Below are 12421 nucleotides of genomic sequence, written 5' to 3'. Positions count from 1 at the left end.
GATGATTGAGATCCATGCCATCACCGTCGACGCCGCCGATCCCTATGAGATCGCGAACTGGTGGAGCCAGGCCACCGGGTGGCCGTTGGGCGAGGGTGACAAGCCGGGGGCCGACGAGGTCATGCTGCGTACGCCCCAGGACCCGTTCCTGCTGTTCATCCGCGTGCCCGAGGCCAAGACCGCCAAGAACCGCGTGCACTTCGACGTCAACAACGCAGACGGAAGGACGCGCGACGAGGAGGTCGAGCGGCTGCTCGGCCTCGGCGCGACCCTCTTCCAGGACCAGCGCAGGCCCGACGGTTCGGGCTGGGTGACGATGCTCGACCCCGAGGGGAACGAGTTCTGCGTGTGCAGGAGCGAGGCCGAGAGGGCCTTGCCGGAATGATGTTCTGTCGGTGAAGCTGGCCCCATGAGCGTGAGGGCCGTCGTCTGCACCGAATACGGCAAGCCGGTCGAACTGGTCGAGCTGCCCGATCCGATCCCCGGTCCCGACCAGGTGGTCGTCGAGGTCGAGGCGGCCGGCGTCAACTTCGTGGACGGGCTGATGGTGCGCGGCGGCTACCAGATCAGGCCGCCGTTGCCCTTCACCCCCGGCTACGAGGTGGCCGGCCGGCTGCCGGACGGACGCAGGGTCGTGGCGATCACCGGGCTGGGCGGGTTCGCCACACGGGTGCTGGTGCACCGGACGCAGGCCGTACCGCTGCCCGAGGGTTTCGACGTGCTCGCGGCGGCGGCGTTCCCGCAGAGTCACTGCACCGCCATGTACGCGCTCAGGGAGCGCGGCCGGCTGCTCCCCGGCGAGCGGGTGCTCGTGCTCGGCGCGGGCGGCGGTGTGGGGCTGGCCGTGGTCCGGGTCGCCAAGGCGCTCGGGGCCGTCGTGCTGGCGGCGGCGTCCACCGGTGACAAGAGGGAGCGCGCCCGGCGGGCGGGAGCCGACGACGTGACCGGCTACGACGGTCTGAAGGACGCGGCCAGGGCGTGGGGCGTGGACGTGGCGGTCGACCCGGTCGGCGGCGAGCTGTCCGAACAGGCCCTTCGCGGGCTGCGCGAGGGCGGGCGGCTCCTGGTCGTCGGATTCGCCTCCGGCGGCATCGCGAGGCTGCCCGCCAACCAGGTGCTGCTGCGTGACCGGGCGGTGGTGGGTGTCGACTGGGGTGCGTGGTCGCTGGGCCACCCGGCGGACAACCGGGCCCTGCTCGAAGGTCTGCTGGCGATGCCGGGCATCGTTCCGGAGGCGCCGGAGGTCAGGCCGCTGGCGGAAGCGGGCCGGGCCATGGACGACCTGCTGGAGCGGCGGGTCACCGGGAAGATTGTGCTCGTCCCTTCATCGTGACGGTCAGGATCGCGGCGATCAGGTAGACCAGCGCGCCGTGCCACATCGCCTGCACGGCCGAGCCGAACACGCCCTCGCCGTCGAGCACGAGCTGCACCGGGTAGTCGAGCACCGCCGTGATCGCGGCGGGCAGGAGCGCGAACTTCCACGGGTGCCGCAGCGACCAGAGCCGGGCCTGGCGGGTGACGCGGTCGCCCTCGTTCGGCTTGGCGACCGAGCCGATCGCGGCGATCAGGGCGAAGAGGCTGATGCCGAGCCCCAGGGCCCAGACCAGGTCGCCGGTGCCGGTGAGCGCGCCCATCCCGAAGCTGGCGGCCGAGACCACGACGCCGCCGATGGCGGCGGTCTTCCAAGGGGCGCCCCGCAGGGCCGCCGCGGACAGTGAGACCTCATCGCGTCTACTGATTTCGTTCATGTCCTCATGGTGCCGCCGCGACCCCCCTGGAGGCATCGGGGACCGACCCTGACCTGTCCCTGACATGATTCCCATATGACGGAAATCGCCATTGTGCAGTTGGGGCCGGACGAGGGGGAGCGGCTGAAGGAGGTCCGGCTGCGGGCGCTCCAGGAGTCACCGGACGCGTTCGGCTCCTCGTACGCGCGGGAGGCCGGGTTCTCCGCCGACGAATGGACCGAACGGCTGAAGAACCCGCACTCGCGCTGGTGGGTGGCCGAGGACGACGGCCTGGGTGATGTGGGCCTGGTGTGCATGCTCCTGGAGGAGTCCGGCGCCCACCTGCTGTCCATGTGGGTCGCCCCCGAGGCCAGGGGACGCGGCCTCGCCTCCCGGCTGGTGGACCGGTCCGTCGGGTGGGCGCGTTCGTCCGGGGCCGAGCAGGTGCAGCTGTGGGCCGTCGACGCCAACCACGCCGCCCGCGCGCTCTATGCGGCCAAGGGCTTCACCCGCAGCGGCAAGGTCATGGCCCTGCCCTCCAACCCGTCCCTCATGGAGTCCCACTACGTGTTGTCCCTGCTGTTCCGCCAGGCGCGCAAGGAGGACGTCCCGGCCATCGTGCGGATGCTGGCCGACGACCCGCTCGGCGCCGCCCGCGAGGGGGAGCCCGACGACACCCGCTACCTGATGGCCTTCGACCGCATCGAGGCCAACCCGTACGACGAGCTGATCGTGGCCGAGCAGGAGGGCGAGGTGGTGGGCACGATGCAGCTCACGTACCTGGCCGGGCTGTCGAGGCTGGGCGCGGAGCGGTGCCAGATCGAGGCCGTCCGGGTGGCGGCCACGACGCGCGGCCAGGGGCTGGGCGGGAAGATGATCCAGTGGGCGATCGACCGGGCGCGGGCCAGGGGGTGCACCGTCGTCCAGCTCACCTCCGACAAGTCGCGCGCCGACGCCCACCGCTTCTACGACGCCCTCGGCTTCACCGCCTCCCACGAGGGCTACAAACTCACCCTGAGCTGAGCGGAACGGCCTCCGGCTAAAGGCCGCCGCCGAGCTGGGTCAGCATCCAGCGGCACCACTCGGCCCGGTGCCGCTCGTAGCTCAGCCCGCAGCGCAGCGTGGCGTAGCCGCCGAACCCCGGGTCGCCGAAGGCCGGCTGCCCGCCGAACGACGCCTCCTGCCGCTCGTAGTCGGCCAGCCGCTCCTCATGGGCGGCGAGCTGCTCGGCGAACAGCCGCCGCAGCAGCTCCGGCTCGGCCAGCCACGCCGCGTACGTCTTGAGCACCAGCTCGTCGCGCTCCGGCCGCTCGCGCGGCGGCTCGGTGACCCATGCCCGCAACGCCGCCAGCCCCTCGGCGGTCAGGTGGTAGACCTTCTTGGCCTGCGGCCCCGGCCCGTGCGCGCTCTCGAACCCGACCAGCTCGGCCGCCCGGAGTTTCTGCAGCTCGGCGTGGATCTGGCTGTGCCCGGCCGTCCAGAAGTAGCCGACCGGCCGCCGCATGGCCGCCGCCAGGTCGTATCCGGTGCGGTCGCCGCGCGCCAGCACGGCCAGGATCGCGTATCCGAGCGTTGAGGTCATGGTGGGTCCAAGGATATGGTGCTTGCGGCACTATGTCAGTTCAGACATAGTCAGAAGAAGGGCGCGGCGGCCATGCGGAAGATCATCGGATGGATGGCACTCCTCACACTGGGGTTGACCGGCTGCGGGGGCACGGTCGGCACCGGCGCGACCGCCGTCCGCACCACGGCCGCCGAGGCCCCTTCCCCTGACCCGACCCCCACCCCGAGCCCGCCGCCCACCGGCCCCAACGTCTCGGGCTGCTTCACCGAGCAGGACGGTAAGATCTTCACCCACGTCCGCGGCCTGCCCGGCGTGATCACCGGCGACGGCCCGGTGGGCGTGGTGATCAGCTACGAGCGCCGCGGCACCGTGTGCTCCTGGCGCCCGCTGTCCGACCGCCTGGTCGCCGCCGGCTACCGCGTCCTGCTCTACGCCAGGGACGCCGGCCTCCTGCCCGAGGACGGCGCGGTCGCCATGGGCAGGCGCCTGGCCAAGGAGAAGGGCGTCGAGCGGCTGTTCCTGGTCGGCGGCTCGATCGGCGCCACAGCCTCGGTCCCGGCGGCCGAGAGGCTGGCCGGGAAGGCGGGCGTGAAGGTGGCCGGCGTCGTCGCCCTGTCAGGCGAGATCGACCAGGGCGACGCCGCCGCGCTCACCGTGCCGCTGCTGCAGATCGGCTCCGAGCACGACTCCTACGGCGGCGCCGAGTCGATGCGCGCGGCCGAGGCCGCCGCGACCAAGGCCCCGGACAACCAGGTGATGGTCATCCCCGGCGAGTCGCTGCACGCCTCGGCCCTGGTCGGCAGCCCTCACGCCACCAAGGTACTCGACACGGTCGTGGCGTTCATGGACCGGCACAAGGGCTGACCTCGACCAGGTTGTCGTGGAAGGCGGGCCCCTTGCCCATGTCGGCGTCCCGCTCGGCCACGACCGCGTTCGCGTTCGCGCCGCCCGGGCTGAGCTTCGGCCACCGGCCCTTGGGGGTCGCCACCACGCCGGGCGCGACCCGGTCGCTGATCTCCACGTCGGCCAGGAACTCGCCGCCGTCGTTGTGCACCCGTACGCGCTGCCCGGACGTCAGCCCGCGGGCCGCAGCGTCGGCCGGGTTCACCAGCACCGCCGGCTCCTTGGCCCGCCGCCGCAGCTCCGGGTTGTTGGCGAAGATCGTGTTGAGGAACGTGTGCGAGGCCGGCGTGACCAGCGTCAGCGGGTACGCCGACCGCTCGGCGCCCGCCGTGTGCGGCGGCACGTACGCCTTCCCCGAGGGCGGGAAGCGCAGCCGCCCGGAAGGCGTCGGGAAGCCCTCGGCGAACGGCGCGAACGGCTTGGGGTAGTTCATCCGCACCCACCCCTCCTTGCGCAGCCGGTCCAGCGTCACGCCTTCGAGCGACGGATGCCCGCTCGCCAGCAGCGACTCGGCCAGCTCCAGGTCGGAGTCGTACAGGGACGGCTCGGTCAGCCCCATGTGCGCGGCCAGCCGGCGGAAGGTCTCGGTCGTGGACAGGCACTCGCCGGGCGGCGGCACGGCGGGCTCGTTCCACAGCAGGTACATGTGGCCGTAACCGGCGTGCAGGTCCATGTGCTCGGTCTGCATGGTCGCCGGCAGCACGATGTCGGCGTAGTCCACGGTGTCGGTCGGGAACTGCTCCATGACGACCGTGAACAGGTCCTCGCGGGCGAGCTGCCGCCTGATCGTGTTGGCGTCGGGGGTCGAGCCGAGCGGGTTGGCGGCGTACACCCACAGGCATTTGACGTCGTCGAGCTGGGAGCCCAGCTTGGTCATGACCAGCGTGCGCACGGGCTTGGCCAGCAGGTCGTTCCGGGTGTCGACGTTCACCCGCACGTGACCGGTCGTCGAGTACGCCACGCCGCCGCCCGGATGCCGCCAGTCGCCGGTCACGCCGGGGATCGCGGCGATCGTCCGCATCGCGGCGCCGCCGCCCGCGTGCCGCTGGATGCCCATGGTGGCGCGGATCGCGGTCGGCCGGGTGTGGGCCAGGCGCATCCCCAGGCTGTGGACGTCCTCGGCGGGGATGCCGGTGATCTCCGCCACCCGCTCCACCGGGTGCTCCAGGATCTCCTTGCGGAAGTCCTCCCAGCCCTCGGTGTGCCTGGCCAGGAACTCCTCGTCCTGGGCGTTCTCCGCGAGCACGACGTTGAGCAGCCCGAGCGCGAGCGCGGCGTCCGTGCCCGGCCTGATCGCCAGGTGCTGGTCGGCCTGGTCGGCGGTCCTGGTGCGGATGGGGTCGATGGCGACCACGTACGCGCCGTCAGCCCGGGCGTCCTGGATGAACTTCCACAGGTGGTGGCCGCTGGTCAGCGTGTTGGTGCCCCAGAGCAGGATCAGTCTGGCCTGGGCGAAGTTCTCCGGGTCCATGCCGCCCGCGGTGCCGTTGGCCTTCATCAGCCCGCTGCTCCCGGCCGCCGAGCAGATGTTCAGCCAGTGCTTGGACGCCCCCAGCACGTTCCAGAACCGGCGCCCGGCCACGCCCTCGCACCCCTGGAGGTAGCCCAGCGAGCCGGTGCCCAGATAGGGCCAGATCGCCTCGCCGCCGTGCTCGTCCACGATGGCGCGCAGCCGCGTCGAGATCTCGTCGAGCGCCTCGTCCCAGGTGATCCGCTCGAACTGCCCCGAACCCTTCGGCCCGGTACGCCGCATCGGGTACAGGATGCGGTCGTCCGCCTGCGTGTGCTCCAGGTACCGGTTGACCTTCACGCACAGCGCGCCGCGGGTGTAGGGATGGTCGGGGTTGCCGCGCATCTTGACCGCCTGCCCGTCCCGGACGGTGACGACCCACGAGCAGGTGTCCGGGCAGTCAAGCGGACATGCCCCCAAAACCCTCAAATCACCCGACATGCGGACAGCCTACGTCGAGGGCCGGGCGTGACGGGCGACCGCCCGCGCCGACGCGCCGGTGAACGGCCCGCCCCCGCGACACCGCCGATCCGACCTCGGGAAAGAACGCAAAGGTGAAGGGTTGGAGTTCCACCGTGTACCCTGCCTCGCGCAGCCTGGACACGACGTACTCGGCCGACACGTCACGACCGGGCCGCCCAGGCGTCGGGGGCCACGGGGGCCGACGGCGGCATCGCGAGAGTGAACATGCCATGAACGTCCCAGGGCTTCACGGCCTCCACCCGCGGGCAGGTCAATGCTGGTCGAATCCTCACCCGGTGCGCTCGCCGGGACCAGGAACGAGGACACTGGAGAACAGAGATCGTACGGTCCGGCCGGGAAGGTGCAGAATCACTGTCGGTGGCCGAAATCAGGGAACGAGATGATGACACGGAGGACCTCGCGGAGGGGGATCCAGCCGTGGCCGAGCCACGCGCCGACGGCGGCGTCTACGTAGTCGAGCCGCTCCTTCCCCAGCGGTTGCGGCGGCCGTCCGACCTGCTGCGCTTCTTCGCGACGCTGGCGGTGCTCGCGGCGGTGATCCTGCTCGCCCTCGTCGCCAAGCAGACGCTCAACGGCCTGGAGCAGGACGTCAAGGTGGGCGCCGAGATGGTGCCGCTGCTCAGCCGGGTCGCCGCCTTCATCGGCAGCGCGGCCGTGCTGATCGTGCCCGCCGCGTTCGCCGTGGAGCGGGTCTTCCACCGCGACGGCCTGCGCGTCGCCGAAGGGCTGATCGCGGCCATCATCGGCATGGCCGGGTCGTTCCTGCTCGGGCAGTGGATCGAGGCGAGCAGCCTGACCGACCTGCGCATCCTGCTCACCGGCGACCGCGAGATCGAGCCGCTGAACACGCTGCTCACCTCGGTCATCGCCTACACCACCGCGGTCCGCATCGCCCGCCGCCCCACGTGGCGCATGCTCATGTGGACCTCGATCGCCCTCTACATCCTCACCTACTTCTCCGGCAGGCAGATCACCCTGCCCAGCGCCATCGTGACCGTCCTGGTCGGCATGGCCATCGGCTACGCCACCCTCTACGGCGTCGGCAGCCCCAACACCCGCCCGCCCGGCAGCGCCGTGGTCGCCGCGCTGCGCAAGCTGTCGTTCTCACCCGTCTCCGCCCGCCGCATCGAGGACGACCACCAGGGCAGCCGCCGCTACGCCATCGGCCTGAAGGACGGCACCAGCCTCGACGTCACCGTCCTCGACCGCGACCGCCAGGTGGCCGGGCTGCCGTACCGGCTGTGGCGGCGCATCAGGCTCAACTCCGAGACCAGGCGCAGGGCCATCCGCTCACTGCGGGCCGAACTGGAACGCGAGGCGCTGATGGCGTACGCGGCCCAGGCCGCCGGCGCCAGCACGCCGCGCCTGCTCGGCACCAGCGAGATCGGCACCGAGGCCGCCCTGCTCGCCTACGAGCACATCGAGACCCGCCCGCTCGACGAGGTGCCCGACGCCGAGATCGACGACGCCCTGCTCGCCCAGATCTGGGAGCAGGTCGAGCTGCTGCAGATCCAGCGGCTCGCGCACCGCCGGCTCACCGGCGACAGCATCCACCTCGACCGCGCGGGCCGGGTCGTGCTGACCGACGCCCGCAGCGGCGAGATCGCCGCCGGCGACCTGCTGCTCCGGCTCGACATCGCCCAGCTCCTCACCTATCTGGCGCTGCGCGTCGGCGCCGAGCGCTCGGTCCGGGCCGCCGCCGCCGTGATGGGCCCCGACGCCCTGGCCGCGGCCATGCCGCTGCTCCAGCGCATCGCCCTGACCAGGGAGACCCGCTCGGCCCTGTCCAAGGCCAAGAACGTGCTCACGGGCCTGCGCGACCACATCGTGGCGCTCAAGCCCCAGGGCAAGGTCGAAGAGGTGCGCCTGGAGCGCTTCCGGCCGCGCACGCTGATCACGATCATCGCCAGCACGGTCGCCGCCTACGTCGTGCTGTCCCAGCTCAGCAAGGTCGACCTCTACAAGGTGGCGACCACCGCCAACTGGGCCTGGTCCGGCCTGGCGCTGATCGCCTCGTTCACCAGCTTCGTCGCCGCCGCCCTCATGCTGCGCGGTTTCGTGCCCGAACGCCTGCCGCTCTGGCGTACCGTCCTGGTGCAGTTCGCGTCGTCGTTCGTCAAGCTGGTCGCGCCCGCCGCGGTCGGCGGGGTCGCGATCAACACCCGCTACCTGCAGAAGCGCGGCATCGCGCCGGCGCTCGCGGTGGCCAGCGTGGGCGCCTCGCAGCTCATCATGCTGGTCTTCCACATCGCCCTGCTGCTGCTGTTCGCCTACATCACCGGCTCCGACGCGGCCACCTCGTTCACCCCCTCGCGCGGCCTGGTCGTGGCGATGCTCGCCATCGCGCTGCTGGTCGCGGTGGTGCTCGGCGTGCCGCCGCTGCGCCGGATGGTGACCGTGCGGATGCGCAGGCTGTTCTCGAACGTGCTGCCCCGCCTGCTCGACGTGCTCCAGTCGCCGGCCAAGATGATCGAGGCCGCCTTCGGCACACTCATGATCACGATCGCGTTCGTGGCCTGTCTCGACGCCTGCGTCGCGGCCTTCGGCGGCCAGCTGAGCTTCACCGCCGTCGCCGTCGTCTACCTCACGGCCAACGCCATCGGCTCGGCCGCCCCCACGCCGGGCGGCCTCGGCGCCGTCGAGTACGCGCTCACCCTCGGCCTGGTCGCGGCCGGCCTCGAATGGGACCTGGCCGCCTCGGCCGTGCTGCTGCACCGGCTGCTCACGTTCTGGCTGCCGGTGCTGCCCGGCTGGGCCGCCTTCACCTACCTCCAGCGGCACGAGGCCCTGTGAACCGCCCTCGGGCGGCACAGGGCCCCACGCGCCACGGCTGATCAGCGTCCCGACGCGACCGTTGCGGTGATCTTGTCGATCGCCGCCAGCTCGTCCTCGGTGAACACCGGGCCGTCCACGCACGCCACGTTGTCCTCAAGCTGCCCGACGCTGCTCGCGCCGATCAGCACGCTGGTCACCCGCGGGTCCCGCAGCGTCCACGACAGCGCCATCTGGGCCAGCGTCTGCCCGCGGCCCCTGGCGATCTCGTTGAGGTCGCGCGCCAGGTCCCGGTCGATCTGGTCGGCGCTCAGGAACCGGCTCGTCGCCGCCCGCGACCCCTCGGGCACGCCCTCCAGGTAGCGGTCGGTGAGCAGCCCCTGTGCCAGCGGCGAGTACACGATGCAGCCCATGCCCGCCTCCTCCAGCACGTCGAGCAGCCCGTCGTCCTCGATCCAGCGGTTGATCATCGAGTACGACGGCTGGTGGATGAGCAGCGGCGTGCCCAGCTCGCGCATGATCCGCGCGGCCTGCGCGGTCTGCTCGGCCGAGTAGTTGGAGATGCCCGCATAGAGCGCCTTGCCCGAGCGCACCGCCCGGTCCAGCGCACCCATCGTCTCCTCCAGCGGCGTCTCCGGGTCGGGACGGTGGCTGTAGAACACGTCCACGTACTCCAGGCCCATGCGGGTCAGCGACTGGTCGAGGCTGGCCAGCACGTACTTGCGCGACCCCCACTCCCCGTACGGCCCCGGCCACATGTCGTACCCGGCCTTGGTGGAGATGACCAGCTCGTCCCGGTACGCCGCGAAGTCCTCCCGGAGGATCCGCCCGAAGTTCCGCTCCGCCGACCCGTACGGCACGCCGTAGTTGTTGGCCAGGTCGAAATGCGTCACCCCGAGGTCGAACGCGCGCCGCAGCACCGCCCGCGAGTTCTCGATCGGACGGTTGTCGCCGAAGTTGTGCCACAACCCCAGCGACACCGCCGGCAGCCTCAGCCCGCTGCGCCCGCTGCGGTTGTACGGCTGGCGCTCGTAACGCCGCTCGTCGGCCCGGTAGCTCACGCCGTTCCCCTCTCGATGATCCAGGACAGCGCGAACGCCTCCTCGCGCCAGGCGTCGTACCGCCCGCTGCGCCCGCCGTGCCCCGCGCCCATCTCCGTCTTGAGCAGGAACGGCCCGCCGGACGCGGTCGCGCGCAGCCGCGCGATCCACTTGGCCGGCTCGTGGTACAGCACCCGCGTGTCGTTCAGGCTGGTGATCGCCAGAATCGGCGGGTACGCCCTCCCGTCCACGTTCTCGTACGGCGAATAGCTCTTCATGTACGCGTAGACGTCCGGGTTGTGCAGCGGATCGCCCCACTCGTCCCACTCGATCACCGTCAGCGGCAACGACGGGTCGAGGATCGTGTTGAGCGCGTCCACGAACGGCACCTCGGCCACCACCCCCGCGAACTGCTCGGGAGCCAGGTTCGTCACCGCGCCCATCAGCAGCCCGCCCGCCGAGCCGCCGCGCGCGACGACCCGCCCGCTCCAGCCGCTCTCCTTCAGGTGCCGCGCCACGGCCACGAAGTCGGTGAACGTGTTCCGCTTCCTGGTCAGCTTGCCGTCCTCGTACCAGTGACGGCCCATCTCGCCGCCGCCCCTGACGTGCGCGATGGCGAAGACGAACCCGCGGTCGAGCAGCGACAGCCGGGGAACCGAGAAGCCCGGGTCGATCGAGGTCTCGTAGCTGCCGTAGCCGTAGAGCAGCGTCGGGGCCGGCGTCGTGGTGTCCTTGCGCTTGACGATCGAGATCGGCACGCGGGTGCCGTCCTCGGCCGTCGCCCACTCCCGGAACTGCTCGTAGTCGCCCGCGTCGTAGCCGCCGAGCACCGGACGCTGCTTGAGCAGGATCAGCTCGTGCGAGTCCAGCTCGTAGTCGTAGACGCTCGGCGGCGTCACCATGCTCGTGTACGCCAGCCTGAGCCGCGTCGTCGTGAACTCGGGGTTGCCCGCCGGGCCGACGTCGTACAGGGGCTCGGGGAAGTCGATCTCGTACGCGTTGCGCTCGGCCGCCTCGATCCGCTCGCGCCAGCCGGCGCCGGCGGCGCTGTAGGGCAGCACCCGCAGGCCGGTCAGCCCGTCGCGGCGGAAGTGCACCACGGCGTGGTCGGAGAACGCGTCGATCTCCAGCAGCCGGGTGTCCTCGCGGTGCCCGATCAGCGGGGTCCAGGTGGCGGGCTCGTCGATCGGGGCCGTGGCCAGCTCGAAGTTCTCGGCGTTCTCGTTGTGCAGGACGTAGAAGAAGTCGCCCGCGTGCTCGACGCCGTACTCCACGCCGGTCTTCCTGGGCCTGACGACCTGGAACTCGCCGGTGGGGTCGGAGGCGTCGAGGATGCGCACCTCACTCGTGATCTTGCTGCCCGCGCCCAGCACGAGGTACCGCTCGCTGCGGGTCAGCCCGATGCCCACCCAGTAGCGCTCGTCGGTCTCCTCGTAGACCAGGACGTCCTCTTCCGTGCCGAGGGTGTGGCGGTACACCTGGTAGGGACGCCAGGCGTCGTCCACCCGCGTGTAGAAGAACGCCGAGCCGTCGGCCGACCACGCGCCGCCGTAGAAGATGTCCTCGATCTCGTCCGGCAGCACCTCGCCCGTCTCAAGGTTCCTGAACCGCAGCGTGAAGCGCTCGTCGCCCTTGTAGTCGGTCGAGTAGGCCAGCATCGTCCCGTCGGGCGTGACGGCGCTGGTGCCGACGGAGAAGAACGCGCTGTCGCCCGCCAGCTCGTTGCCGTCGAGCACGACCTGCTCGCGCTCAAGGCGCTCGCCCGGGGTGATCTGCGGCGGCGCGTCACTGTCGGCCGGCACCCGGCAGGACACCGCGTACTGCTTGCCTTCCTCGGTACGCGTGAAGTACCACCACGCCCCCTTGCGGCTCGGCACTGACAGGTCGGTCTCCTGCGTGCGTCCCTTGATCTCCTGGAAGACCTGCTCCTGGAGCTCGGCGAGATGCGCGGTGTGCTCTTTGAGAAAGTCGTTCTCTGCCTCCAAGTACGCCGTTGTGTCCGGGTCGTCCTTGTTGCTTAGCCAGGCGTACTCGTCGATGAACGTGTCGCCGTGATGGTTGCGCTCAGTCGGTACCTTCTTCGCCACTGGCGGCGTGTTGCTGCTCACGGGGGGAGTCTATGTTCGGCCGTGATCGTTCTGTGGCCGGGAGACATGACGAACGCGTCCCGAGCGCTCAGGAGCGCTGCTAATCTTTAGGAGCCGACGAGGTGCGGCGCAACCCACTCCCTTCACTCCGGTGACTTTGGTGCGTTGCGACGTCCCACGACGGCAATCCCTTCTGGCTCGCGGGTTTGAAGATCGGTTCGCTAACCGAGCGACAGGCTGGTAAGTTAGAGGGGTTGTCCCGGAAGCGGGGCGCGACTTAATTACCGCAGGTCGAGCAAGTCCGGTCAATTTGACAGAGACTTGAACGGCTGAAA

10 protein-coding genes are annotated in these 12421 nt (G+C 70.9%); 5 read left to right on the top strand and 5 right to left on the bottom strand.

Annotation, left to right across the window (positions count from 1 at the left end; genetic code table 11):
* Position 1 precedes the first annotated feature (1 nt).
* Together AB0J97_RS44070 and AB0J97_RS44065 are read left to right on the top strand one after the other, a co-directional pair.
* Positions 2 to 385, top strand: a complete 384-nt coding sequence (locus AB0J97_RS44070; protein WP_357708087.1) for a VOC family protein — start codon at positions 2 to 4, stop codon at positions 383 to 385.
* A gap of 24 nt (positions 386 to 409) precedes the next feature.
* Positions 410 to 1333 carry a zinc-binding dehydrogenase gene (locus AB0J97_RS44065; RefSeq protein WP_364101163.1) on the top strand — a complete coding sequence of 308 codons (924 nt, stop codon included), beginning with the start codon at positions 410 to 412 and terminating at the stop codon, positions 1331 to 1333.
* Here AB0J97_RS44065 and AB0J97_RS44060 read toward each other — a convergent pair.
* The gene (locus AB0J97_RS44060; protein ID WP_357708089.1) at positions 1299 to 1748 is read right to left on the bottom strand and encodes a hypothetical protein; all 450 of its coding nucleotides are present in this window, start codon (positions 1746 to 1748) and stop codon (positions 1299 to 1301) included. The genes AB0J97_RS44065 and AB0J97_RS44060 overlap by 35 nt on opposite strands.
* Before the next feature lie 75 nt (positions 1749 to 1823).
* On the opposite strand from AB0J97_RS44060, the gene AB0J97_RS44055 reads away from it, so the two are divergent.
* Positions 1824 to 2750: a GNAT family N-acetyltransferase gene (locus AB0J97_RS44055; RefSeq protein WP_364101159.1), complete on the top strand. Its 927-nt coding sequence runs from the start codon at positions 1824 to 1826 to the stop codon at positions 2748 to 2750.
* 16 nt (positions 2751 to 2766) lie between these two features.
* Here the strand turns inward: AB0J97_RS44055 and AB0J97_RS44050 are convergent, their stop codons facing one another.
* Positions 2767 to 3309 carry a PadR family transcriptional regulator gene (locus tag AB0J97_RS44050; RefSeq protein ID WP_364101156.1) on the bottom strand — a complete coding sequence of 181 codons (543 nt, stop codon included), beginning with the start codon at positions 3307 to 3309 and terminating at the stop codon, positions 2767 to 2769.
* Between the two features lie 93 nt (positions 3310 to 3402).
* Between AB0J97_RS44050 and AB0J97_RS44045 the strand changes: the two genes are divergently transcribed.
* The gene (locus AB0J97_RS44045; RefSeq protein ID WP_364101153.1) at positions 3403 to 4155 is read left to right on the top strand and encodes a hypothetical protein; all 753 of its coding nucleotides are present in this window, start codon (positions 3403 to 3405) and stop codon (positions 4153 to 4155) included.
* On the opposite strand, the gene AB0J97_RS44040 is transcribed toward AB0J97_RS44045, so the two are convergent.
* Complete coding sequence (locus AB0J97_RS44040; protein WP_364101150.1) at positions 4133 to 6145, bottom strand: molybdopterin oxidoreductase family protein; 2013 nt, start codon at positions 6143 to 6145, stop codon at positions 4133 to 4135. The genes AB0J97_RS44045 and AB0J97_RS44040 overlap by 23 nt on opposite strands.
* A gap of 459 nt (positions 6146 to 6604) precedes the next feature.
* Here AB0J97_RS44040 and AB0J97_RS44035 point away from each other — a divergent pair, with 459 nt between their 5' ends.
* Positions 6605 to 8980, top strand: coding sequence for a lysylphosphatidylglycerol synthase transmembrane domain-containing protein (locus AB0J97_RS44035; protein WP_357708098.1), 2376 nt, complete (start codon positions 6605 to 6607; stop codon positions 8978 to 8980).
* 41 nt (positions 8981 to 9021) lie between these two features.
* On the opposite strand, the gene mgrA is transcribed toward AB0J97_RS44035, so the two are convergent.
* Positions 9022 to 10020: an L-glyceraldehyde 3-phosphate reductase gene (mgrA, locus tag AB0J97_RS44030; protein ID WP_357708100.1), complete on the bottom strand. Its 999-nt coding sequence runs from the start codon at positions 10018 to 10020 to the stop codon at positions 9022 to 9024.
* The gene (locus tag AB0J97_RS44025) at positions 10017 to 12107 is read right to left on the bottom strand and encodes a S9 family peptidase (protein WP_357708101.1); all 2091 of its coding nucleotides are present in this window, start codon (positions 12105 to 12107) and stop codon (positions 10017 to 10019) included. The genes mgrA and AB0J97_RS44025 overlap by 4 nt, the downstream gene beginning before the upstream one ends.
* Between the last annotated feature and the right edge of the window lie 314 nt (positions 12108 to 12421).

Origin of the sequence: Nonomuraea sp. NPDC049607 (assembly GCF_040675375.1) — a bacterium.
Taxonomy (GTDB): domain Bacteria; phylum Actinomycetota; class Actinomycetes; order Streptosporangiales; family Streptosporangiaceae; genus Nonomuraea.
Note: the sequence above shows the minus strand (reverse complement) of the source record. Positions and strands in the feature narration are given on the sequence as shown.